This window comes from Kitasatospora sp. SolWspMP-SS2h (assembly GCF_003259315.1).
Lineage (GTDB): Bacteria > Actinomycetota > Actinomycetes > Streptomycetales > Streptomycetaceae > Kitasatospora > Kitasatospora fiedleri.
In genome coordinates this window covers 85541-109447 of sequence record NZ_QLLT01000011.1, presented here as the reverse complement: position 1 = coordinate 109447, position 23907 = coordinate 85541, and the positions used below count along the sequence as shown (strand labels likewise).

At 74.1% G+C, this 23907-nt stretch carries 20 protein-coding genes, 1 tRNA gene and 1 pseudogene; 9 read left to right on the top strand and 13 right to left on the bottom strand.

The window, feature by feature from the left end:
• Positions 1-46 precede the first annotated feature (46 nt).
• The 4 genes from rsrA to K353_RS15500 form a co-directional block, all read right to left on the bottom strand.
• Positions 47-409, bottom strand: a complete 363-nt coding sequence (gene rsrA, locus K353_RS15515; RefSeq protein WP_111554183.1) for a mycothiol system anti-sigma-R factor — start codon at positions 407-409, stop codon at positions 47-49.
• On the bottom strand, positions 406-1119 hold the full coding sequence (locus K353_RS36555) for a sigma-70 family RNA polymerase sigma factor (protein ID WP_100836424.1): 714 nt from the start codon (positions 1117-1119) through the stop codon (positions 406-408). The genes rsrA and K353_RS36555 overlap by 4 nt, the downstream gene beginning before the upstream one ends.
• A gap of 436 nt (positions 1120-1555) precedes the next feature.
• A complete protein-coding gene (locus K353_RS15505) occupies positions 1556-2185 on the bottom strand; it encodes an alpha/beta family hydrolase (protein ID WP_111554182.1) in 630 nt (209 codons plus the stop codon).
• Between the two features lie 51 nt (positions 2186-2236).
• A complete protein-coding gene (locus K353_RS15500; protein WP_111554181.1) occupies positions 2237-2974 on the bottom strand; it encodes an SOS response-associated peptidase in 738 nt (245 codons plus the stop codon).
• A 134-nt stretch (positions 2975-3108) separates the two neighbouring features.
• Here K353_RS15500 and K353_RS15495 point away from each other — a divergent pair, with 134 nt between their 5' ends.
• From K353_RS15495 to hisN, 5 genes are all read left to right on the top strand, one after another.
• Positions 3109-3816 carry a M50 family metallopeptidase gene (locus K353_RS15495; protein WP_111554180.1) on the top strand — a complete coding sequence of 236 codons (708 nt, stop codon included), beginning with the start codon at positions 3109-3111 and terminating at the stop codon, positions 3814-3816.
• A 27-nt stretch (positions 3817-3843) separates the two neighbouring features.
• Positions 3844-5163, top strand: coding sequence for a 3-phosphoshikimate 1-carboxyvinyltransferase (gene aroA, locus K353_RS15490; protein WP_111554179.1), 1320 nt, complete (start codon positions 3844-3846; stop codon positions 5161-5163).
• A 15-nt stretch (positions 5164-5178) separates the two neighbouring features.
• Positions 5179-6234 (top strand): ribosome small subunit-dependent GTPase A, encoded by a 1056-nt coding sequence (gene rsgA / locus K353_RS15485; RefSeq protein ID WP_111554178.1) that lies wholly within the window; start codon positions 5179-5181, stop codon positions 6232-6234.
• Between the two features lie 89 nt (positions 6235-6323).
• Positions 6324-6647: a multidrug efflux SMR transporter gene (locus K353_RS15480; RefSeq protein ID WP_111554177.1), complete on the top strand. Its 324-nt coding sequence runs from the start codon at positions 6324-6326 to the stop codon at positions 6645-6647.
• A 19-nt stretch (positions 6648-6666) separates the two neighbouring features.
• Positions 6667-7464: a histidinol-phosphatase gene (gene hisN / locus K353_RS15475; RefSeq protein ID WP_100836431.1), complete on the top strand. Its 798-nt coding sequence runs from the start codon at positions 6667-6669 to the stop codon at positions 7462-7464.
• Between the two features lie 195 nt (positions 7465-7659).
• On the opposite strand, the gene K353_RS15470 is transcribed toward hisN, so the two are convergent.
• From K353_RS15470 to K353_RS15455, 4 genes are all read right to left on the bottom strand, one after another.
• A complete protein-coding gene (locus K353_RS15470) occupies positions 7660-9576 on the bottom strand; it encodes a tetratricopeptide repeat protein (protein WP_233533605.1) in 1917 nt (638 codons plus the stop codon).
• Between the two features lie 352 nt (positions 9577-9928).
• On the bottom strand, positions 9929-11932 hold the full coding sequence (locus K353_RS15465; RefSeq protein WP_111554176.1) for a glycosyl hydrolase family 18 protein: 2004 nt from the start codon (positions 11930-11932) through the stop codon (positions 9929-9931).
• Between the two features lie 260 nt (positions 11933-12192).
• Positions 12193-12266 (bottom strand) — tRNA-Met (locus tag K353_RS15460).
• Positions 12267-12323: 57 nt separating this feature from the next.
• A complete protein-coding gene (locus tag K353_RS15455; protein WP_111554289.1) occupies positions 12324-15239 on the bottom strand; it encodes a UPF0182 family protein in 2916 nt (971 codons plus the stop codon).
• Between the two features lie 164 nt (positions 15240-15403).
• Here K353_RS15455 and K353_RS15450 point away from each other — a divergent pair, with 164 nt between their 5' ends.
• Complete coding sequence (locus K353_RS15450; protein ID WP_111554175.1) at positions 15404-15964, top strand: PPA1309 family protein; 561 nt, start codon at positions 15404-15406, stop codon at positions 15962-15964.
• A 47-nt stretch (positions 15965-16011) separates the two neighbouring features.
• Here K353_RS15450 and K353_RS15445 read toward each other — a convergent pair whose 3' ends face one another.
• The 4 genes from K353_RS15445 to K353_RS15435 form a co-directional block, all read right to left on the bottom strand.
• Positions 16012-17094, bottom strand: a complete 1083-nt coding sequence (locus K353_RS15445; RefSeq protein ID WP_111554174.1) for a PDZ domain-containing protein — start codon at positions 17092-17094, stop codon at positions 16012-16014.
• Between the two features lie 106 nt (positions 17095-17200).
• Positions 17201-17368, bottom strand: a complete 168-nt coding sequence (locus K353_RS34875; protein ID WP_199528107.1) for a hypothetical protein — start codon at positions 17366-17368, stop codon at positions 17201-17203.
• Positions 17369-17530: 162 nt separating this feature from the next.
• Positions 17531-17971 (bottom strand): molybdenum cofactor biosynthesis protein MoaE, encoded by a 441-nt coding sequence (locus K353_RS15440; RefSeq protein ID WP_233533604.1) that lies wholly within the window; start codon positions 17969-17971, stop codon positions 17531-17533.
• A gap of 88 nt (positions 17972-18059) precedes the next feature.
• Positions 18060-19157 (bottom strand): NAD-dependent epimerase/dehydratase family protein, encoded by a 1098-nt coding sequence (locus tag K353_RS15435; RefSeq protein ID WP_233533603.1) that lies wholly within the window; start codon positions 19155-19157, stop codon positions 18060-18062.
• A 241-nt stretch (positions 19158-19398) separates the two neighbouring features.
• On the opposite strand from K353_RS15435, the gene K353_RS15430 reads away from it, so the two are divergent.
• Both K353_RS15430 and K353_RS15425 read left to right on the top strand, forming a co-directional pair.
• Complete coding sequence (locus tag K353_RS15430; RefSeq protein WP_111554172.1) at positions 19399-21045, top strand: zinc-dependent metalloprotease; 1647 nt, start codon at positions 19399-19401, stop codon at positions 21043-21045.
• A complete protein-coding gene (locus K353_RS15425; protein WP_199528106.1) occupies positions 21042-21605 on the top strand; it encodes an NUDIX hydrolase in 564 nt (187 codons plus the stop codon). The genes K353_RS15430 and K353_RS15425 overlap by 4 nt, the downstream gene beginning before the upstream one ends.
• A gap of 149 nt (positions 21606-21754) precedes the next feature.
• On the opposite strand, the pseudogene K353_RS15420 reads toward K353_RS15425, so the two are convergent.
• Positions 21755-22276 (bottom strand): annotated as a pseudogene (locus tag K353_RS15420) (M48 family metallopeptidase); the annotation flags it as partial.
• A 440-nt stretch (positions 22277-22716) separates the two neighbouring features.
• Here K353_RS15420 and K353_RS15415 point away from each other — a divergent pair.
• The gene (locus tag K353_RS15415; protein WP_111554171.1) at positions 22717-23826 is read left to right on the top strand and encodes a ThiF family adenylyltransferase; all 1110 of its coding nucleotides are present in this window, start codon (positions 22717-22719) and stop codon (positions 23824-23826) included.
• Positions 23827-23907 lie beyond the last annotated feature (81 nt).

The window sequence follows — 23907 nt, the reverse complement described above, 5'->3', positions numbered from 1 at the left end:
CATCGCCGCAGCCGGAGCGGCACCGGCTCACCCGATCGAGTGAGCGCTACTCGGCGGTCGCCACCGCCGAGCCGTGCCCGGCCGTCCCGTCGACCGTCACCTCGACGCTCACCGAGGACACCTCGATCACCGAGGTGTCGACCTCTCCCGAGCGCTGGGTGCGGATCGAGTCGATCCGGGCCAGCACCTTGGCCCGCAGGTCGGCCGGGGTGTCGTCGCACCCGCAGGAGCGCTTGATCAGTGCCTTGATCGCCTGCTCCAGGCCGTACTTCTCCAAGCACGGCGAGCACTCGTCGAAGTGCACCCGCAGCTTGGCGCAGTCGCCCTCGGCCATCTCGTTGTCGAGGAACTCGTAGAGGTGGTCGAGCACCTCACCGCACTCGGTCTCGTGCGGATCTCCGCAGCTCATGAGCCCGCGCCCTTCGCTTCCTGCCCTGCACCGGTACCGGCCGGGACCAGCCCCCGCTCGCGGGCGTAGTCCTCCAGCATGCCGCGCAACTGGCGGCGGCCACGGTGCAGTCGGGACATCACCGTACCGATGGGTGTACCCATGATGTCCGCGATCTCCTTGTACGCAAAGCCCTCGACGTCCGCGAGGTACACCGCGATCCGGAATTCCTCCGGGATGGCCTGGAGCGCGTCCTTCACGTCGCTGTCCGGCAGGTGGTCGAGCGCCTGCGCCTCGGCCGACCGCAGGCCGGTCGACATGTGCGACTCGGCGCGCGCCAGCTGCCAGTCCTCGATCTCCTCGGCCGCGGTGCGCTGGGGTTCGCGCTGCTTCTTGCGGTACGAGTTGATGAACGTGTTGGTGAGGATGCGGTACAGCCAGGCCTTGAGGTTGGTGCCCTCGCGGAACTGGTGGAACGACGCGTACGCCTTGGCGAACGCCTCCTGGAGCAGGTCCTCCGCGTCGGCGGGGTTGCGGGTCATCCGCAGCGCCGCCGAGTACATCGGGTCCAGGTAGCCGAGCGCGTCACGCTCGAAGCGCTCGCGCCTGGCCTCCTCGCTCTCGTTCTCGGACACCCGGAAGGTGTCCTCGCCGATCGCCTCGGCCAGTTCGTCGCCGGTGAGCTGTTCGCCCTCCGGACGGCCCTGGTCGGCGCCGGCAGCGCCCGACACGGCCGCGTCATCGGTCCCGACGACTGGACCCACCTCCTCGGAAACCCGCACACGGCCCACCTCGGGCCGACCCGCAAGCGAGGATATCGGGCTGACCGGCTTCTCGCCCGCGACAACCCACTCCGACCAGTCCGGCAGGAGCGCAGACTGCGCGGCCCGCTCTTCCGGCCGCTCGCGGCACGCGATCGAACCCATGGACGCTGCCTTTCCACCGGGGGCATGTTCTGACGCCTCGTGCAACCCCGTCCGCCACCCGGGCATTCCCGGACGGCACAACCGACTGCCGGAGCCGTGGCCTTGCCGACCCGCTCCGGCCGCCGGGCGCCGCTCCCCCTTCCCCGGCGGGCACGGAACCGCGGCCGTGGGGGACGCGGCATGAGGACGATCACACCGCCCGCTCCGCCCGCCGGGGCCCGGAGGCGGCGGGCGGCGGGGGTCAGGGCTGCCGGAGCCAGTCGGCGGCCGTGCCGGTGATCAGTTCCAGGGCCTCGTCCTGGGTCAGCGGGGCCTTCTTCGGGGTCCTGAAGGCGTGCGAGGCGTGCGGGACCCCGGCCAGGCGGTGGGTGGCGGGCAGGGCGGGGAACTCGTCCGGGGTGCCGAAGGCGTCGGCGCCGCCCTGGAGGACCAGGGTGGGCAGGCCGGTGGTGAGCAGTTCGTCCGCCCGGCTCCGCTCCGGCCTGCCGGGCGGGTGCAGCGGGAAGGCCAGCGCGAGGACGCCCGCCGCGCCCAGCGCGGCGGAGGTCCGGCAGGCGACCCGGGCGCCGGCGCTGCGGCCGCCCGCGTACACCGGCAGGCCCTCCTCGGCCGCGGCGGCGAACTGCGCGGGCCAGCCCGCGTCGAGCGCGGCCGGGGCGGGGGCGAGCCTGCGGCCGGCCACCCGCCAGGGCTGCTCGGCCAGCACCACGGTGACGCCGGCGGCCGGCAGCGCCGCCGCGAGGGCCCGCAGGTCGGGGGCCTCGACGCCGCCGCCCGCGCCGTGGCCGAGCAGCAGCACGGCGCGCGGGCGGGCGGCGCGGTGGTAGTGGAGCCTGGCGTCCCCGGCGGGGGTGTCGATGATGCGCTGCACGGCCCCGAGCGTATCCGTCCGCTCCCCCGCCCCTCCCCGGGCGCGGGCCGCTCAGAACAGCGTGGTGCGGTCGTCCTCGGTGCGCGGCCGGGTCAGGCCGGGGTGGTTGTTGCGGATCCGGCCGACCTCGTCGGGGACGGCGTGGATGCGCAGGTCGCCGGGCGGTGGCGGGGTGAGGTCGGCGGTCTCGGCGTGCGGGTCGAGCCAGGCGTCCCAGCGGTCGGGGCCGAGGTAGAGCGGCATCCGCTCGTGGACGGGGGCGAGCAGCGGTTCGGCGGCGGTGGTGACGATGGTGCAGGTGACCAGCCAGGCGTCGGGGTGGTCGCCGGGGCGTTCGCGGTCGCGCCAGAACTCGTACAGCCCGGCCAGGGCGAGCGGGGTGCCGTCGGCGCGGTGCACGAAGTAGGGGCGGCGGGGCGGGCGGGCGAGGTCGTCGGTGGGGGCGGTCTGCCACTCGTAGTAGCCGTCGACGGGTATCAGGCAGCGCCGGGAGGCGTACGCCTGCCGGTAGGCGGGCTTCTCGTGGACGGTCTCCGCCCGGGCGTTGATCATCTTGACCGCGGTGTCGGGGCTGCTCGCCCAACCGGGCACCAGGCCCCAGCGCAGCGCGTGCAGTTGGCGCACCGGGCGGCCCCGGCCGCGCGGGGCCCGGTCGAGGACGGCGTAGGCCTTCGCGGTGGGGGCGACGTTCCAGCTGGGCGCGATCGTCTCGGTCGGGTCCCACTGCCGGACGTCGAACAGCCGGACCAGTTCGGCGGGGTCGGTGGAGGAGGCGAAGCGTCCGCACATGGCGTCCAGCTTGCCAGAGCGGGCCGGGCGGGCGGGGCCGTCCGGGAGAACCGGCGGCTACCGGGGACCCGTCCTCCCGTGGGAGGCTGCCCGCCCCGGGCAGGGGGAGCGACGGTGATCGGAGGCCGGCGGCGATGGACTTCGCGCGACTGTGGGACCGGGTGACGAGCGTGCAGCCGGACCCGCCGCCCTGGCTGGTGTGGGGCACGGCGGCGGTGGCGCTGCTGGCGGTGGCGGTGCGCCCGGTGTGGCTGCGGGCCCGCACCGTGGTGACGATCGCGCACGAGGGCGGGCACGGGCTGACGGCGCTGCTGACCCGGCGCCGGCTGTCGGGCATCCGGCTGCACTCGGACACCTCGGGGCTGACGGTCTCCTCCGGGCGGCCGACCGGCCCGGGCATGGTGCTGACCGCCGCGGCGGGCTACCCGGCGCCCTCGCTGCTGGGCCTGGGCGGGGCGGCGCTGCTCGCGGCGGGGCGGATCACCGCGCTGCTGTGGATCGGCACCGCGCTGCTGGCGGTGATGCTGCCGGCGCTGCGCAACCTGTTCGGGGTGGCGGCGGTGCTGGCGACCGGCGGGGCGTTCGTCGCGGTGTCCTGGTACGGGACGGCCGAATGGCAGGGGGCGTTCGCCTACCTGGGGGTGTGGTTCCTGCTGCTGGCGGGGGTGCGTCCGATGCTGGAGCTGTGGGCGGCCCGGCGGCGGCGCGGCGGCGCGCCCGGCTCGGACGCCGACCAGTTGGCGCGGCTGACGGGCGTGCCGGGGGCGCTGTGGCTGCTGGCGTTCCTGGCGGTGGCGCTGGTCTGCCTGGGGCTCGGAGCGGCCTGGCTGCTGCCCCGGTAGGAGCGCCGCGCCTCATAGACTGGCGCCATGACCGACTCCCTGTGGCCCGCCCCCGTCGCCACCGCCGCCGTGGACGCGGCCGTGACCATCCCCGGCTCGAAGTCCGCGACCAACCGCGCGCTGGTGCTGGCCGCCCTCGCCGACGGCCCGGGCTGGGTGCGCCGCCCGCTGCGCAGCCGCGACTCGCAGCTGATGGCGGACGGCCTGCGGGCGCTGGGCGTGACGGTCGAGGAGACGGTGAACGCGGCGTCCGGCGGCACCGGCGGCGGCGAGGCGTGGCGGGTGATCCCGGCCGAGCGGCTGCGCGGCCCGGCCCGGGTGGACGTGGGCAACGCCGGGACGGTGATGCGCTTCCTGCCGCCGCTGGCCGCCCTGGCGGACGGCCCGGTGCACTTCGACGGCGACCCGCGCAGCCGCGAGCGCCCGCAGCGCGGCGTGATCGACGCGCTGCGCGCGCTGGGCGCCCGGATCGAGGACGGCGGGCGCGGCGGCTTCCCGCTGACCGTGCACGGCGCGGGCGCGCTGGACGGCGGTCCGGTGGAGGTGGACGCCTCGTCCTCCTCGCAGTTCATCTCGGCGCTGCTGCTCTCCGGCGCCCGCTTCAACAACGGCGTGGAGATCCGCAACACCGGCGGGACGGTGCCCTCGCTGCCGCACATCCGGATGACCGTGGACATGATCCGCAAGGCCGGCGGCCAGGTCGACGCGCCGGAGGACGGCGGCGAGAAGGACGTCTGGCGGGTGACCCCGGGCGCGCTGATCGGCCGCGACCTGGTGGTCGAGCCGGACCTGTCGAACGCGGCCCCGTTCTTCGCGGCGGCGCTGGCCACCGGCGGCCGGGTTACCGTCCGGGACTGGCCCCGGCACACCTACCAGCCGGGCGACCAGCTGCGCGAGATCTACACCGCGATGGGCGGCAGCTGCCGGTTCACCGACGACGGGCTGGAGTTCACCGGCACCGGCAAGATCCACGGGATCGAGGCCGACCTGCACGACGTGGGCGAGCTGACCCCGGTGATCGCCGCGGTGGCGGCGCTGGCCGACTCCGAGTCGCACCTGTACGGCATCTCCCACCTGCGGCTGCACGAGACCGACCGGCTGGCCGCGCTGGCCAAGGAGGTCAACGGGCTGGGCGGCGACGTCTCGGAGACCGAGGACGGCCTGCGGATCCGGCCCCGCCCGCTGCACGGCGGCGTCTTCCACACCTACGAGGACCACCGGCTGGCCACCGCCGCCGCCGTCCTGGGCCTGGCCGTCGAGGGCGTGCTGGTGGAGAACGTGGCGACCACGGCCAAGACGCTGCCGGACTTCCCGCAGATGTGGGCCGACCTCCTCGGCCAGGGCTGACGGGGGATCACGAGCATGCGCCGCTACGGCAAGGACGCCGACGAGGACGACATCCGCAGCCGCCCGGGCCGCCGGGGCTCCCGCCCCCGCACCCGCACCCGGCCCAAGCACGAGGACGCCGCCGAGGCGATGATCCTGACCGTGGACCGGGGCCGGATGACCTGCCTGGTCGACGGCGGCACGAGGGACGAGCGCCTGGTCACCGCCATGAAGGCCCGCGAGCTGGGCCGCAAGGGCGTCGTGGTCGGCGACACCGTCAGCGTGGTCGGCGACCTGTCCGGCGAGCCGGACACGCTGGCCCGGATCGTCCGGGTCGAGGAGCGCAGCTCGGTGCTGCGCCGCACCGCGGACGACGACGACCCGTACGAGCGGATCGTGGTCGCCAACGCCCAGCAGATGGCCATCGTCACCGCGCTGGCCAACCCGGAGCCGCGCCCCCGGCTGATCGACCGCTGCCTGGTCGCCGCGTACGATGCCGGGATGGAGCCGCTGCTGGTGCTCACCAAGTCGGACCTGGCCCCGGCCGACGAACTGCTGGAGTCGTACGCGCCGCTGGGCATCGACTACGTGGTGACCCGGGCCGACGAGTTGGAGACGGTCGGCGCGGAGGCGGTGCGGGCGCACCTGCGCGGGCGCACCACGGTGTTCATCGGGCACTCCGGCGTCGGCAAGACCACCCTGGTCAACGCGCTCGTCCCGGAGCGGCAGCGCAGCACCGGCCACGTCAACGCGGTCACCGGCCGGGGCCGGCACACCACCGTCTCCGCGCTGGCCCTGCGGCTGCCCCCGCCGCCCGGCGCCAAGCCGGGCTCGAAGAAGGCCCTGGACCCGGGCTGGGTGATCGACACCCCCGGCTTCCGCTCCTTCGGCCTGTCCCACATCGACCCGTCCCGGGTCATCCACGCCTTCCCCGACCTGGAGCCCGGCACCGCCGACTGCCCGCGCGCCTGCTCGCACGACGAACCGGACTGCGCGCTGGACGCCTGGGTCGCCGACGGCCACGCCGACCCGGCCCGGCTGTACTCGCTGCGCCGGCTGCTGGCCACCCGCGAGGCGCCGGAGGCGGAGTGAGAATTCCCGGCGATCACGAGTCGCTGGGGCCGCTGCGCTGGGTAACGATAGGGAGGTCACACCTTCCTACCTGACAGGGAGTCAACCCGATGGCATGGGCCATGGTGATCCTCGCCGGTCTGCTGGAAACGGGATTCGCGGTCAACCTCAAGCTCAGCCACGGCTTCACCAGGCTCTGGCCCACCATCAGCTTCGCGCTCTTCGCGCTGGGCTCCTTCGGCCTGCTCACCCTCTCCCTGAAGACCCTGCCGGTCGGCAGCGCCTACGCGGTGTGGACCGGCATCGGCGCGGCCGGCACCGCGGTGTACGGGATGGCCTTCCTCGGGGAGTCCTCCTCCGTCCTCAAACTGGTGTCCATCTCCCTGGTCATCGCGGGCGTGATCGGTCTCCAGCTCAGCGGCTCGGGACACTGAGTCCGCTAGGGTGCCGTGCATGGCCGACTACCACGACGACCTCCGACTCGCCCACGTCCTCGCCGACTCGGCCGACTCGATCACCATGGAGCGGTTCCGGGCGCTCGACCTGAAGATCGAGACCAAGCCCGACCTGACCCCGGTCAGCGACGCCGACAAAGCCGCCGAGGAACTCGTCCGCTCCGTCCTGCAGCGGGCCCGCCCCCGGGACGCGGTGCTGGGCGAGGAGTACGGCCTGCAGGGCTCCGGCCCGCGCCGCTGGGTGATCGACCCGATCGACGGCACCAAGAACTACGTCCGCGGCGTCCCGGTCTGGGCCACCCTGGTGGCCCTGCTGGAGGAGCAGCCCGACGGCGAGCACGTCCCGGTGGTCGGCATCGTCTCCGCCCCCGCGCTCGGCCGCCGCTGGTGGGCCGCCAAGGACCTGGGCGCGTTCGCCGGCCGCAGCCTGGCCAAGGCCCAGCGCATCCACGTCTCCAAGGTCTCCCGCCTCGCCGACGCCTCGCTCTCCTTCTCCTCGCTCAGCGGCTGGGAGGAGCGCGCCCGCCTCGACGCCTTCCTCGACCTCACCCGGATCTGCTGGCGCACCCGCGCCTTCGGCGACTTCTGGTCCTACATGATGGTCGCCGAGGGCGCCGTCGACATCGCCGCCGAACCCGAGCTCTCGCTCTGGGACATGGCCGCCCCCTGCGTCATCGTCCAGGAGGCCGGCGGCCGCTTCACCGGCCTCGACGGCATCGACGGCCCCACCGGCGCGGACGCGGTCGCCACCAACGGCGTCCTCCACGAGGCCGTGCTGCGCTCGCTCAGCGTGTAGGGCGGCGCGACCGGGGGCGCGCGGGGAGCCGCGCGGCCGGCCGGGCCCGCACGGCCGGACCGTGACGCGGGACGGTCGGTCGCACCGTCCCGCCGTCCCGGCGTCCTGCTGCCGTGCCGCTCCCGCTCCGCGCGGTTCCCCGCGCCCCGGCCGGTGCGCTCCCCGGCCGCGCGGCGTCCCGGCCCGGCGGCAGCCCTACGCGCTCAGCTCCGCGTTCAGCGCTCCCAGCAGCCGCCCCGCCCGCTCCGCGACCTCCGCCGGCCCGTACTCCGCCGCGCGGCGGCACCAGTTCTCGGCCTGGACCGCCTCGCCGCGCCGCAGCGCGAGCAGCGCCAGCCGCAGCGCGGCGCGGCCGTGGCCGGCGTCCGCGGCGCGGGTGTACCAGAGCATCGCCTCGGCCTCGCTGTCCTGCCGGGCCAGCAGCAGGCCGAGGTTGAACGCGGCGCTGCGGCTGCCGCCCTCGGCGGCGCGCCGGTACCAGCTCTCGGCGATCTGGAGCGCGCCGCGCTCGGCCGCGCGCACGCCCATCCGGACCTGGGCCCGGCGGTGTCCGGCGTCCGCGGCGACCGCGTACCAGTGCTCGGCCTCGGCGTCGGCGTCGCCGCGGCGGTCGAGCAGCGAGGCGAGCCGGAAGGCGCCCTCCGCGGAGCCGCCGTCGGCGGCCTGCCGGTAGCGTTCCAGCGCGCCGGCCAGGTTGCCGCGCTGCTCCTGGGCGACGGCGAGTTGCAGGGCGGCCTCGCCGTGGCCCTCGGCGGCGGCCCGGGCGTACCACTCCTGGGCCTGCCGGGTCTCGCCGCGGCCGGCGTGCAGGACGCCGAGGTTGAAGGCGCCGTCGACGGAGCCGGCCTCGGCGGCCTTGGAGAACCAGGGTTCGGCGCCGGACTCGTCGCCGCGCTGGAGCAGCACGATGGCGAGCGCGTTGCAGGCTTCGCGGTGGCCGGCGTACGCGGCGCGGCGGTACCACTGCTCGGCCTGGGCCTCGCGGCCGGCGCCGGCGCACAGCAGGCCGAGGTTGAAGGCGCCGTTGTGGTCGCCGGCGTCGAGCGCGGCGCGGTACCAGCGTTCGGCGACGGCGTTCTCGCCGCGGCCGGCGTGCAGCGCGCCGAGCGCGTTGGCAGCGGTGCCGTCGCCGGCCTCGGCGGCCTCCTGCCACCACTCGGCGGCGGCGGAGAGGTCGCCGGTGTCGCGGAGCAGGAAGCCGAGGGCGCAGGCGGCGCGGGCCTCGCCGTTCTGGGCGGACTGCCGGTACCAGCGGGCGGCCTCGTCGAGGTCGCCGCGGGCTTCGAGCAGGACGCCCAGGCGCAGCGCGGCGCGGGCGTGGCTGCGGGCGGCGGCGGTGCGGTACCAGGTCTCGGCGGTGTCCTTGTCGCCGGCGGCCTCGCGCATCCGGGCGAGGCGGTAGGCGGCCTCGCGGTGGCCGGAGTCGGCGGCGGCCTTGAACCAGCGCTCGGCGCGGACGTCGCGGCGGTGCTCCATCAGGTCGCCGAGGGCGTACGCGCCGAGCGGGTGGCCCTGTTCGGCGGCGAAGTGCAGCCAGTACTCGGCGGCCTCCTCCTCGCCCTGGTCGCGCAGTTGCAGGCCGAGGGCGTGGGCGGCGGGGGCGGAGCCGGCGACCGCGGCCTGGCGCCACCACTGGGCGGCCTCGGTGCGGTGGCCCTGCTGGTGGAGCAGGACGCCGAGGTTGTTGGCGGCGGCGCGCAGTCCGGCCGCGGCGGCAGCGCGCAGGTAGCGCTCGGCGTCGAGCAGGTCGCCGCGGCGCAGCAGGAGGGCGCCGAGCTGGCTGGCGGCGCCCGGGTCGCCGGCGTCGGCGGAGCCGCGGTGGCGGGCTTCGAGGGCGGCCTGTTCGCGGGCGGCGAGGGCGGTCTCGAAGCTGTCGGCGGCGTCCTCGTCGGGGTCGATCAGGTCGCGGACGGAGGCGGCGGCGACCTGGTCGGCGGTCAGGTGGACCAGGCTCTCGGGGCCGTAGCCGGTCACGTCGATGCCGCCCGCGGTGCCGCGCTGGGCGGGCAGGCTGCCGGTGGACCGGCCGGTGGGGCGGGCGCCGGTGTCGGTGTCCGCGGCGCTGCCGGCCGCCAGTCGTTCCCCCGTCCCGCTGTTGCCGATGAGCTTCATGCCGACTCCCGCTCCCCCCGAGTGTCGCGGCATCCGCCCCGGGCCGTCGGCCCGGGTCGTCTCCCCCGGGGGGCACGCCGGACCGGACGGCCCGTCAACGGCCGCGCCGCGTCCCCCTCGTGGTCCATCGTCGCATCACCCGCACACCGCGTACACCTGCTCCGTCCGTTTTGGCGGAGCGGGGCCGAAGCCCGGCGAGATCGCTTCGGCTCTTTGTCGATTTCCCGACACTGGGCCCCACAAACCCCGGCCACGCATCGTACCGGAGTCGATCAACTCCGCGCGCCCGCAAGGGGGAAGGCCCGGAGGACGGAATCCTCCGGGCCTTCCTTAAAAGGGTCTTGACGGAGCCTCAGCTGACGCTGAAGTCGTCGGCCTGGTAGGCACCCTGTCCGTACCAACCATGGACCCAGACGGTCACCGAGGTGACCGAGGCGCCGGTGGTGAACTTGGTGGACAGCTGCGTCCACGCGCTCCCGCCGGGGGTCCAGGTCGAGCTGTCCGCGCCGGAGCCGGTGACGCCCAGGTAGGTGTAGTTGCCCTTGACCCAGGCGGACAGCGTGTAGGCGGTGTTCGGCTTGACCGTGACGGTCTGCTGGCACTGCGCGGTGTCACCGGCGCTCACGTTGCCCTGCAGGGCGTGGGAGCCGGTGTGCCCGCCGCTGACCACGGCGCCGCCCGAGCAGGTCCACGGGCTCAGCGCGCCGGACTCCAGGCCGGGGTTGGCCACGATCCCGCCGCCGGGCGGGGTCGGCGAGGAGGACGGGCTGCCGGACGGGCTGGTCGACGGCGAGGTCGAGGGGCTGGTCGACGGGCTGGTGGACGGCGACGGCGACGGGGACTTCGACGGCGAGGCGCTGGCGCTCGGCGAGCCGGTCGGCGGGGCCGGGCAGGAGGCGGCCGAGCCGCCGGTCGCGGTCATCAGCGGGTTGAGCAGCGCCGCGTTCGGGTCGTCGTAGAGCGAGAAGACGAACGATCCGCCGAGTCCGTTGCAGTGCGCGTAGTCCATCTTGGCCTGGATGGACCTGGCGTTCTCGCCGGACCAGAAGGTGGTGCCGTCGTAGAAGTACGAGGCCTGCGCGGCGGCGTCCCAGTAGGTGTAGCTCGGGTTGTCCACCGTCCCGAGCAGTTCCTTGTACATCCGCACGCCCGCCACGTTGCCGGAGTTCGGCGCGCCGGGGGCCGGGCCGCTCGCGGGCTGGAACAGGCCGTGGTTGGCCCCGGCCGCCACGCCGGTCCAGCCGCGGTAGTAGAGCGGGACGCCCATGTTCAGCTTGTTCGCCGGGAACCCGCCGGGGATGCCGTACGAGGGGTCGCCGACCGTGTACGCCTTGATCGCCTCGTCGATGGAGTACTTGGCGTTGCCCGGCGGCACGTTGTTCATCGGGTCGTTCGGGCTCTGGTAGACCGGCGTCTGGTGGTTGGTCGGGCCCTGGGCCTCCCAGCCGCCGTGCATGTCGTACGTCATCGGGTCCGCGAAGGTCAGGTACTGCCCGATCTTGTTGGTCTCGATGTTCTGGATCTTGTCCTGGCCGGCCGGCAGCGCCGCGCTCAGCGCGTAGGTCTTGCCGTCCGCGGCGCCCTGGGTGTTGAGCTCGCCGCGGAACTCGGCCAGCAGGGCGGTGAAGTTCTGCTTGTCGGCCGCCGAGGAGTGGTTGCCGGTGTGGCCGCCGCCGCCCGGGTACTCCCAGTCGATGTCGAAGCCGTCGAAGATGCCCTTGCCGGTGCCCGGGCCGCCGTAGCCGCCCTGGGCGGGCAGGTTGCCCTTGATGAACATGTCGACGCAGGAGGAGACCAGCTTCTTGCGCGAGGCGTCGGTGGCCGCCGCGTCGGAGAAGTACTTGGAGTACGTCCACCCGCCGATCGACAGCAGCACCTTGAGCTTCGGGTACTTCGCCTTCAGCTCCTGGAGCTGGTGGAAGTTGCCGGCCAGCGGCTGGTTCCAGGTGTCGGTGGAGTTGTCGACGCTGTTGCCGTTGGCGAAGGTCTTGGCGTAGTCGGCGTAGTAGTCGCCCGCGCCGTCGCCGGCGTTCGGGTTGTTCTCGTCCTGGGAGGCCGCCGAGTTGGCCTCGAAGCAGGTCAGGTTGGCCGGGTCGATGTTGGCGAAGTCGTAGAGCAGGTAGTCGAGCTTCCCGGCCATGCCGTTGGTGTCGACGTTCTTCAGGTAGTAGGCGTTCTGGTAGATCGACCACTGGTCGAAGTACGCGACCTTGATGCCGCCGCTGGTGGCGGGGGCCCCGGTGGTGTTGCCCGGCCCGGCGCTCGCGCTGGGGGCTCCCAGCAGTGAGACCGCCCCGGCGAGCAGCGTGGCGGCCGCGGCCGTGACGGCCCAGGCCCTGCGGTTGTGGCGATGCATGCGGATGTGCCTCTCTCCTGTCACGTGGGGATGCAGGAACGCCGTCCGACACCCGGTCGGGGAGAGCGGCAGACGGAACCGGCGGGTGATCAATTCCCGGTGCCGGCAAAGGAGTTGCAACGCATCAAGACGGGCGGTGGGGGCCGCCCGCCATGGGCATGACTCAGATTGGACTGGACCACATGGGGTGTCAATCGGCCCGACGCCCAAGGAATGGCAAAGGCCCGGAGGCTGATGCCTCCGGGCCTTTCGCTACTGAGTAGCGGGGACAGGATTTGAACCTGCGACCTCTGGGTTATGAGCCCAGCGAGCTACCGAGCTGCTCCACCCCGCGTCGGTGAAACCACTGTATCACGATCACGGGGTGGACCAACAAACCGGTTTCCGCAGCTCAGCCCGTCGGCGCGGCGGGCGGGGAGGCGGACGGCGAGGCGCCGGCCGCCTTCTGCTCGGCGGCCATCGCGTCGCCGATGGCCTTCTTCAGCGCCTCCTGGGCCTTGCCGTACGCCGTCCAGTCGCCGTTCTTCAGCGCCGCCTGGCCGTCGTCGAAGGCCTTCTGCGCCTCGGTGAGCGCCTGCTGCACCTCGGGGCTGTCCGGCGTCGTCGGCGTGCCGGGCGCGGTCGGCGTCCCGGTGCCCGGGTTCTGCGGGTCGGCCGGGGCGGTCGGGGTGGTGGCCCCGTCCGCCGCGCCGCCGAGCACCTTGGCCAGCGCCTGGTCCAGGGTGTCCTCCAGCGCCACGTTGTGGTCGCCGTACACCGCCAGCACCTTCTTCAGCACCGGCACCTTGGCGCCGCGGGCCACCAGGTACACCGGCTCCACGTTGAGGATGCCGCCGCCGACCGGCAGGGTCAGCAGGTTGCCGTAGACCACGTCGGAGTCGGTGCCGCTGCGCAGCAGGGTCAGCTGGCGGGCCACCTCGGAGTCCGAGTTGAACTTCGCCTGGGTCAGCGCCGGGCCGAGCGCGCCCGAGCCGGACGGCATCCGCAGGATCCGCAGCTTGCCGTAGCCCGGCCCCGGGTCGGCGTCCGCGGTCATGAACGCGGCCAGGTTCTTGCGGCCCGAGGGCACGAAGGAGGTGGTCAGCGAGAAACTGGCCTCCTGGGCGTCCGGCATCCGCAGCGTCAGGTAGTACGGCGGCTGCACCTCGTGGGTGTTGACCGTCGGGTCCTCCGGCACCTCCCAGATGTCGGTGCCGTTGAAGAACGCCGTGGCGTCCGTCATGTGGTACTGCCCGAGCAGGTCGCGCTGCACCTTGAACAGGTCCTGCGGGTAGCGCAGGTGCGGCAGCAGGGTGGCCGGGATGTCCGCCTTGGCCTTCACCGTGTCCGGGAACGCCTTCATCCAGGTCTTCAGCACCGGGTCGGCCTCGTCCCACTGGTAGAGCGTCACCTCGCCGGTGTACGCGTCCACGGTGGCCTTCACCGAGTTGCGGATGTAGTTGACCTGGTTGACGGCGGTCAGGGTGCGCCCGCGCTGGTCGGTCAGCGAGTCCTTGGTGGCGTCGCCGAAGGTGGTCTTGGACGAGAACGGGTACCCGTCCGAGGTGGTGTAGCCGTCCAGCACCCACACCAGCCGGCCGTTCTGCACCACCGGGTACGGGTCGGCGTCGATCGACAGCCACGGCGCGACCTTCTCGACCCGCTCCTTCGGGGTGCGGTCGTAGAGGATCTTCGCGTCGTCCTTGATCGCCCCCGAGTACAGGATCTGCGGCTCGGCGAACTTCAGCGCGTACGCGGCCCGGGTCAGCGGGTTGTTCAGCGAGACGCCGCTGCCGCCGCTGTACTGGGAGGTCTGGTCCGGCTGGCCGTCCCGGGTGTAGTCGATCTCGTCCAGGCCGGGCCCGACGACGGAGTACATCGTCGTCTTCTCGCCGTAGTACACCCGCTGCTCGTAGCTGCCCATGCTGCCCTCGGCGGGCAGCGAGTGCTCGGTGTAGACCGGGTTGCCGTTCGAGTCGACCTGGTTGCCCTTGGCGGCGACCACGCCGTACCCGTGGGTGTACTTGAAGTGGTCGTTGATGAAGTTGTGCTGCTGGACGCCGGTCAGGTCCAGCTCGCGCACGCCCAGCACGGTGTCCTGGTCGCCGTAGCGGTCCACGTCCAGCGTCTTCGGGAACGCGTAGTAGTTGCGCAGCGCCTGGTTCTGCTGGAACGTCGGCGAGACCACGTTCGGGTCCAGCAGCCGGATGTCGGAGATGGTCTGGGCGTCCTTGGCGAGCGTGCCGGCGTCGGTGGAGTCAGTCGGCGCGTACTGCTGCTCGGCCACGTCCGCGATGCCGTACGCCTGCCTGGTCGCGTCGATGTTCTTCTGGATGTACGCGGTCTCCTTGGCCTGCTCGTTCGGCTTGACCTGGAACTGCTGCACCAGCGCCGGGTAGAGCCCGCCGACCAGGATCGCCGACAGCGCCATCAGCCCGAAGCCGATCAGCGCCGGCGCCCAGGTCCGCCGGATCGGGGTCAGGAAGAACAGCAGCGCGCAGATGACCGCGACGAAGAACAGGATCGTCTTGGCCGGCAGGAACGCGTTGGCGTCCACGTAGCGCAGGCCGGTCCAGCCGTCGACGTTCTTGTACGACTCGCTCTTCACCGCCAGCGCGTACCGGTCCAGCCAGTACGCGACCGCCTTCAGCAGCACGAACACGCCCAGCAGCACGGCCAGGTGGCCCTGCGCCCCGGCGCTCGCCCGCCGTCCGGGCCCCTGGAGCCGCAGGCCCCCGTACAGGTAGTGCACGGCGGTGGCCGCCAGCAGCGACACGATCACCGCGCTGAAGCCGAAGCCCAGCACGAACTCGTACCAGGGCAGCTTGAACGCGTAGTACGAGACGTCCTTGTGGAACTGGCCGTCCTTCACGCCGAACGCGGTGCCGTTGACCCATAGCATCCACGTCCGCCACTGCGCGCCCGCGGCGGCGCCGGCCGCCAGGCCGACCAGCAGCGACAGGCCGATCATCAGCCACTTGCGGAACGGCGCGATGCCCATCCGGTAGCGGTCCAGGCTCTGCTGCTCCACCGACATCGCCGCCAGTGGGGGCCGCAGCCGGTACGCCAGCCACAGGTTGAAGCCGACCACCAGCGCCATCAGCAGCCCGAAGACCGCGAACAGCCCGGCCTTGGCGCCCAGTTGCGCGGTGAACACCGAGCCGTAGCGCACCGAGTCGAACCACAGCCAGTCGGTCCACAGCCCCGCGAACAGCACGAACAGCACGAAGAGCGCCGCCAGGACGCCCAGCGTCAGCAGCAGCACCTTCGCCCGGCGCGACGGCGGCCCGACTCTCGCTCGGAAACCCGGACCGGAGCGGTCCGGCATCTGGAAGGTCAAGGCGCCACCTCAGCTGTCGTCGTTGGGAATGCCCGCTGCCGCACCGATAACCGGCAGCGGTCTCCCCATGCAACTTAATCAGTCTTTACCTGAGTTCCCGGCGGCTGCGTCGGAGTTGGAGACGGCCCCCCCGGACGTGTGAGGATGACCCCATGTCCGACTCCCCTGACCTGACCGCCGCCACCTCCGGCCCGCCCGCGGCCACCCCGCTCACCCGGGCCGCCCTGGAGATCGACGAGCACGCCGCGACCCTCGGCTGGGACCTCCCAGCCCGCCTGTTCGCCCTGGTCGACAACGCCCGGATGCTCAAGGCCAACCCGCGGCTCGCCGCGCAGCTCGGCCTGGACGACAACCCGACCGGGCTCACCCCGGTCGAGCAGGAGGAGATCCCCCCGGGCACCGAGCTCGACCGCTTCCTCGGCACCATCGCCTGGCCCGACGGCGTGGTCGGCTGCGCCCTGGTGGTCGAGCGCCTGATGCTCCCGCCCGGCGCCGAGGCCACCCGGCCGAAGAACGCCGGCGACAAGGAGATCAACGACTGGGTGGCCACCCACCCGCAGCGCCAGGAGGTCCGGATCACCGCGGCCGTGCTGCGCGACGGCGCCAAGGAGGTCGCGCTGCGGCTGCGCGAGAAGGACCTCGCGCGCGAGGTGCTCACCGGCCCCGAGCTCGTCCCCAACCTGACGGACGCCCTGCTCGCGACGTTCTCCTGACCGCCGGGGCCCCCGTCGGGGCCCCCGTCGGGGCCCCGGTCAGGGGACTAACCGCAGGTCGGCAGCGCGGCCCGGTCGCCGGCCCGGATGCCGTCCAGGGCCTTCACCGCGCCGTCCAGGTTCTCGACCTTGACCAGGGTGAGGCCGGACGGGGTGCCCTTGGCCGCCTCGGCGCAGTTGTCCGCGGGGGTGAAGAAGTACTCGGCGCCCTTGTCGCGGGCGGCGATCAGCTTCATCTGGATGCCGCCGATCGGGCCGACCGCGCCGTCGTCGTCGATGGTGCCGGTGCCCGCCACGAACCGGCCGCCGGTGAGGTCGGTCGGGGTGAGCTTGTCGACGATGCCGAGGGCGAACATCAGGCCGGCGCTGGGGCCGCCGACGTCCTGCAGGCCGATGTCGATCTTGAACGGGTAGACGTGGTCGACGCCGGGCGTGATCCCGACGACCGCCCGCTCCGGGCCGTCGTCCGCGGACCTGCCGGTGACGATCGGCACCTCGACCCGGTCCGCCGGGTCCGGCGACGCGCCGGCCTTGGCGTGCGGCACCACGGTGAAGACGGTGGTCTCGCCGGGCTTGTGCCTGGTCACCTGCGCGGCGACCTGGGCCTGGCTGGAGATGGCCGTGCCGTCCACCGCGACGATCTGGTCGCCGGCGTGCAGCTTGCCCTCGGCGGGCCCGCCCGCGGCCACCGAGGAGACGATGATCTCGGTGCCGACCGGGATGTCCAACTGCTTGAGGGCCGCGGTCTTGGCGCTGTCCTCGGAGGAGGCGAACTGCTCGGCGTTCTCCTGCTGGGCCTCCTGGTCGGTCTGGCCCTTCGGATAGACGTTGTCGTGCGGGACGACCAGCACGTCGTCCCGCACCCAGCCGACGATCGCCGAGACCAGGCTGGGCTGGTACTTCGCCCCGGTGACCTGGACCGTGGTCATGTTGAGGTGACCGCTGGTCGGGTAGGTCTCGTGGCCGGTGATGGTGATCACCGGAGTGCCGGTCTTGTCCTGCGCGCCGAGGGTGTTGTACGTCGGCCCCGGGCTCATCTCGGTGAACGGCACCTTGAACAGCACCGAGGCACAGAGCAGGCCTATCAGCAGCAGGGTGGCGGCGAGCATCGTCGACGATCGGCGTGGCATGGCACGACAGTACGGGAAGTGCGGTTCGGGGCGCACCGGCGGTCCGGGCCCGGCACCGCCGATCGGGGACGGGTCGGGCCCGGCACCGCCGATCGGGACGGGCCGGTCAGTCCCGGGCGCCGGTGCTGCGCTCCATCGCGGCGCGGAACCGCTCGTGCTCGGCGAGCGAGGTCGGATCGGTCATCGCGCGGGGCGGCCGGGCCGCCCAGGTGGCCCAGACCGCGGCCAGCACCCCGGCCACCACAGGAATGCTCAACCAGGCGAGCACAGCCATTTTCGAACTCCCCACAGGCTCGTCATGCGTATCAGCAGATTAGCCGCCTGCTGGGGGAACGGCGCGAGCGGCATCCGGGTTACGGGACGGGGCCCGTTCTCCACCGCGCGGCGGTACCGCCGAACGGGGAACGAGCGCCACCCGGGGCCGGACACGGGGGCGTCAGCAGGAGCCGGCGCCGACCCACTCCTCCTCGCCGTCGGCGAAGACCTGGTGCTTCCAGATCGGCACCTCGTGCTTGAGGTCGTCGATCAGCCGCCGGGCCGCCGCGAACGCCTCGCCGCGGTGCGGGCAGGACACCGCGACGATCACCGCGACGTCGCCGATCCCCAGCCGGCCGGTGCGGTGCACCGCCGCCAGCGCCCGGACCGGGAAGTCCGCGCAGACCTTCTCGGCGATCCGGCGCAGCTCGCGCGCGGCGGTCGGGTGGGCGCTGTACTCCAGCGCGGCGACCGGCTTGCCGCCGTCGTGGTCGCGCACCGTGCCGACGAACAGGGTAGTGCCGCCGGCCGCGTCGTCGCCGACCGCGGCGTGCACCTCGTCCAGCGAGAGCGGGGTGTCGCGGACGGCGAGCAGGCGGATCGGGTCGTGGTTCTCGGACATGCCCACCATCATTCCGCATCCCCGGCGAGCGACCGCAAGGATTTTCGTATCACGATGCGGTAATTCCATGATACGGAAAGATGTCGGTTCAGATCCGGCGCTGCCTGCGGGCCCGCCGGACCAGCGCGGCGGTGCCGATCAGCGCCACCGTGGCCCCGGCCGCGCCCAGGCTGGTGGCGGCCTCCTTGCCGCCGAGCCGGCGCCCGGCCACCGCGTGCTTGCCCGACACCTGGGCGAGCAGCTCGGCCAGCACCTCCTCGTTGCCGTACCGCGGCCGCCAGCCCGCCTCGTGCAGCCGGCTGCCGGACACCACCCACGGGTACATGGTGTACGCGAGGTCCCCGGCCGGGGCCGGGGTCAGGCCGAGCCGGTGCAGCCGGGCCGCGGTGCCCAGGGCGAGCGAGGCGGGCAGCTCCATCCGGCGGATCCCGGACAGCTCCTCCACGTCCTCCTGCTCCAGCCAGCCGTCGCAGCCGACCGTCACCTCGCCCTCCACCAGGCCGAGCGCCGCGTACTCCAGCGCCGAGGCCAGGTCGTCCAGGTGGCAGAACTGCCAGCACGGGCGGGAGCCCGCCACCACCAGCAGCCGCGGCGCCTCGAAGTGCCGGGTCAGCACGGTGTCGATGCCGGGGCCGACCACCACGGCCGGGCGCAGCACGGTGACCTGCAGGCCCGGGTGGGCGCGCGGGGCGCGGCGGGCCAGGCGCTCGATCTCTAGCAGGTCGCCGACCAGCGAGGCCTCCTCGGTGGCCCGCAGCTCGGAGTCCTCGGCCAGCGGGACCTCGTTGTCGGGCAGCGCGCCGTAGACCATCGCGGAGGTGCACAGCACCACCCGGTGCACCCCGGCCGCCGCGGCGGCGGTCACCACGGTCTGCGCGCCGCGCACGTTGTAGGCGCTGCGGGCCCGCGGGTCGGACTCCATGCCGAGGTCCATCGCCAGGTGGACCACCACGTCGACGCCGGACAGCCGCTCGGCCACCGCCGGGTCGCGCACGTCCAGCACCCGCCACTGCACGCCGGGCACCTCGCCGCGCCGGTCGTCCACCGCCAGCACCCGGCGCACGTGCGGGGAGTCGACCAGCCGCTGCGCGACACGCTCGCCGAGCACGCCCGCCGCGCCGGTGACCGCCACGGTCAGCGGCTTGCCGCCGTAGGCTGGAATCGGCGAACCGGCGTCGGCCGGCACACCCTCGCCCTCGGTCAGCCCAGAGCGAACGTCCGAAGGCGGGGAACTCACCGGCCATCCTCCACGGTTAGCTTAAGTGCGGACGTACGAGTGTCACGCACTCGACCATCCTGCCCGAGGCCCGGCCCCGGCGGTGCACCCGGCGCGGTCGCCGCGAGACCATTGAAACCGCTCGGAGCCCCCGGGCGGCAGACTTTCCCGCCACACCACCCGCGTGACGGCCGATCAGATCGAGGACCCCGTGAGCGACCTCCCCTTCGGATTCGGCGTTCCCCCCGAGGAGCCCGAGGACGGCGAGAACAAGGGCAAGAAGGACGGCGAGCCGGGCGACTCGACCCCGCAGCAGCCGTTCGGCTTCGGCAGCGGAAACCCCTTCGGGGCGCTGTTCGGCATGGGCGGCCCCGGCGGCGGCCAGGGCGGGGACAACCCGTTCGCCGCGATGATGGGCGGCTTCAACCCCAACGACCTCGGCGCGGCGTTCCAGCAGCTCGGGCAGATGCTCTCGTTCGAGGGCGGCCCGGTGAACTGGGACCTGGCCAAGAACATCGCCCGGCAGACCGTGGTCGCCGAGCAGCCCGAGGGGAAGACCAAGGACCGCTCGATCGGCGCGGCCGAGCGCACCGCCGTCACCGAGGCCGTCCGGCTGGCCGACCTGTGGCTGGACTCCGCGACCGAGTTCCCGTCCACCTCCTCCGCGGCGGTGGCCTGGAGCCGCGCCGAGTGGATCGAGGCCACCCTGCCGGTCTGGAAGGACCTGGTCGACCCGGTCGCCGAGCGGGTCGGCAACGCCATGGGCGGCGTGCTGCCCGAGGAGATGCAGGCCGTGGCCGGGCCGCTGATGGGCATGATGCGCTCGATGGGCGGCGCCATGTTCGGCACCCAGATCGGGCAGGCGCTCGGCGCGCTGGCCGCCGAGGTGCTCGGCTCCACCGACGTCGGCCTGCCGCTGGCCCCCGCCGGGAAGGCCGCGCTGCTGCCGCAGAACATCGCCGAGTTCGGCGAGGGGCTGAACGTGCCGGCCGAGGAGGTCCGGCTCTACCTGGCCCTGCGCGAGGCCGCCCACCAGCGCCTGTTCGCACACGTGCCGTGGCTGCGGGCGCACCTGTTCGGCGCCGTCGAGGCGTACGCGCGCGGCATCAAGGTCGACACCTCGCGGATGGAGGAGCTGGTCGGCCAGCTCGACCCGTCCAACCCCGAGGCCCTCCAGGAGGCGCTGGCCGGCGGCCTGCTCCAGCCCGAGGACACCCCCGCGCAGAAGGCCGCCCTGGCCCGGCTGGAGACCGCCCTCGCCCTGGTCGAGGGCTGGGTCGACGCCGTGGTGCACACCGCCGCCGCCCCGCACCTGCCGCACGCCGCCGCGCTGCGCGAGACGCTCCGCCGCCGCCGCGCCTCCGGCGGCCCCGCCGAGCAGACCTTCGCCACCCTGGTCGGCCTCGAACTGCGCCCGCGCCGCCTGCGCGACGCCTCCCGCCTCTGGGCCTCGCTCGCCGACGCCCGCGGCGTCGAGGGCCGCGACGCGCTGTGGAGCCACCCCGACATGCTGCCCACCGCCGCCGACCTCGACGACCCGGACGGCTTCGTGCACCGGGACACCGCGGCGGTGGCCGAGGGCGGCTTCGACTTCGACGCGCTGGACAAGCTGCTCGGCGAGGCGGCGGGCGGCGGGGCCGGTGCCGGTTCCGGTGCCGGGAAGGCGGACCTGCGCAAGGGCGAGGACGGTGGGGCGGACGGGGCGGCGGAGGAGTCCGCAGCGCAGCCCGTGGAGGACGCCCCGGAGGCTGCCCCGGACGACGCCGACGCCGCGGACGGCGCCTCGGGTGATGCTCCGGGCCAGGACGGTAAGGGCGAGGACGGCGGCGCGCAGGGTCCGGAGGGCACCGCCAAGTGACCGCGCTGCACGCCGACGCCGTCCGCGTCCTCACCGACTGGGTGCCCGACGGCGCCGGGCAGGACGAACTGCGCCGCGACTACCTGGCCCACCTGGCCGACCGCCCCGACGGCATGTGGCGGGCCTGCCTGCCCGGGCACCTCACCGCCAGCGCGCTGGTGGTCGACCCGGACGGCGGGCGGGTGCTGCTCACCCTGCACCCGAAGGTCGGGCTGTGGCTGCAGATGGGCGGCCACTGCGAGCCCGGCGACGACAGGCTGGCCGCGGCGGCGCTGCGCGAGGCGGTCGAGGAGTCCGGCATCGCCGGCCTGGCGCTGCTCGCCGTCGACGGCCGCCCCGCGCCCGTGAAGCTGGACCGGCACCGGGTGCGCTGCACCGGGAAGGACCGGCCCGAGAACACCCACCTCGACGTGCAGTACGTGGCGCTGGCCCCGGCCGGGGCGCGCGAGCTGATCAGCGAGGAGTCGCTGGACCTGCGCTGGTTCGGCTGGGACGAGCTGCCCGCCGACACCGACCGCTCGGTGCGCGACCTGGTCGCGCGGGCCCGCGCGTTGGTCTGACGCCCGCCCGCACCGGCCCGGCGTCCTCCGGCCGTCCCGCAGGCCCTCGACCGCCCCGGTGGGGCCGGTCGGGGGCCTCCGTGCCGGTCGGGGGCGTCCGTACCGCTTCCGGGCCGGGCCGGTGGCGCGGCAGCCGGTGGCGCGGGACGTCAGGTCAGGGGGGCGGGCGGGACGTGCGGCAGCCGGGCGGCGGAGGCGACGCCCTCCAGGTAGCCGCGGGCGCGCTCGGTGCGCGGGTAGGCGTCCAGCAGGGCCCAGAACCGGGGGCCGTGGTCGGGGACCAGCAGGTGCGCGAGCTCGTGCAGCAGGACGTAGTCGACCACGTACTCGGGCATGCCCTGGAGGCGGTGGGAGAGCCGGATGGTGCGCTCGCTGGGGGTGCAGGAGCCCCAGCGGGAGTTCTGGTTGGTGACCCAGCGGACCTGCTCGGGGACAGCGCGACCGCCCAGGTAGAGCCGCGAGAGCTCGCGGGCGCGGGACTGCAGCGCCTCGTCGCCGAGCATCCGGCGGCTCTCCTGCGCGGCCAGCTTGTCGAGCATCTGGGCCACCCAGCGCTGCTCCTCGGCGTGCGACATCCGGGCCGGGATCAGCACCACGGTGCGGTCGCCCTCGCGGTAGGCGGAGACGGTGCGGCTGCGGCGGGCGCTGCGGCGGACCTCGACCTTGCTGCGGTCGACGCCACCGCGGTCGACGCCGCCGCGCTCCGGGCCGGTGCGGTCGAGGCCGCCGCGGTCGGCCGTGCAGGTCGGGTCGGGGGTGTGCTCGCGGTCGGATGTGCACTCACGATCGGCCCCGGTGCTGGCATGCGCACCGGGCGCCGCGACCGTCGGACCGGAGGCTGCCCGGGCACGCCGATGCGACGCCGACCGATGGGAGTCCCGTTCGGCTGCCATGGCACAGGACGTTACCCCGTCCCCGTGACAGAAGTCCGGCAGCGGGACGGCGCGGCCCACGGGTCCACCCGGGCGCGTTGTCCACAGGTAGTGCGCGGCGATGAACCGATCGTCACACCGGGGCTGTGGACAACGGATTTCCGCCGGTCCGGACGGGCGGGCAAGCTGCGGTCACCGGCGATCCCGACGCCGGGGTCCCGACCGTGGGAGGTACCCGCATGCGCCCCGTGATCAAGCCCGCCCTGTCCCGGCTCTGGCGGGAGAAGCAGACCCTGCAGTTCGGCACCGTGCGGCGGCACGCCCGGCTGATCGAGGGTGTCGACCGCAAGCTGGCCGGCTTCCTGGAGCTGATCGACGGCAGCCGGGACGGCCCCGCCCTGATCGCCGCCGGGCAGCGGCTCGGGCTGGGCGCCGAGTACTGCCGGGCGGTGCTCGACTCGCTCGGTCGCAGCGAGCTGCTGGACGACGCCCAGGCCCTGCGGGACGTGCTGGAGCTGTACCCGCCCGCCCGGCGCGACCTGCTCGGCCCCGACCTGGCCTCGCTCTCCCTGGTGCACCCCGCGCCGGGCGAGGCCGCCGCCGTGCTGCACGGCCGGGTCCGGGCCCGGGTCGAGGTGCGCGGCGCCGGGCGGGTCGGGGCCGCCGTCGGGGCCGCGCTGGCGGCCGGCGGGATCGGCGAGGTCACGGTGCTGGACCGCGGCCGGGTCGCCGCCCGGGACTGCCTGCCCGGGGGCCTGCCGCCGGGCGACATCGGGCGGCTGCGCTCCACCGCCGCCCGCGAGCTGGTGCACCGCGTCACCGGCGCCCCGGTGGGCGAGCGCTACCGGCGCCCGCCCGCCGCTCCCCCGCCGCCCACCCTGGTGGTGCTCGCCCCGAGGGACGGCTCCGCCGCGTACACCGGGGCCGCGGTGGACGCCCAGGAGCTGATGCGGGCCGGCGTCCCGCACCTGTACACCGGGGTGCTCGAACACCTCGGCGTGGTCGGCCCGCTGGTCGTCCCCTGCGCCTCCGCCTGCGGCAGCTGCGCGACCCTGGCCCGGCGCGACGAGGACGAGGCGTGGCCCCGGCTGCTGGCCCAGCTGATCGACGAGGGCCCCGGCCGGGCCCGCGTCCCGGCCTGCGACGGCGCGGTCGCGGCCTCGGTCGCGGGGCTCGCCGCGCTGCACGCCCAGCTGTACCTGGACGGGGTGCTGCCGCCGAGCGTGGACGGCTGGTGCGAGCTGTCCGCCGCCGACGGCATGGTCCGGCGGCTGCGGCTGCGCAGCCACCCGGACTGCGGTTGCCTCTGGCAGTCCGCCGCACCGGGACGAACGGGCACAATGGCCTAGGACGAGCCCTGGCGCCCGTCCGGCAGCCCGCAGGCCCGATCCGTCGCCCACCCGTCCCGGTGCACCGCTTCCGGGGGCCGG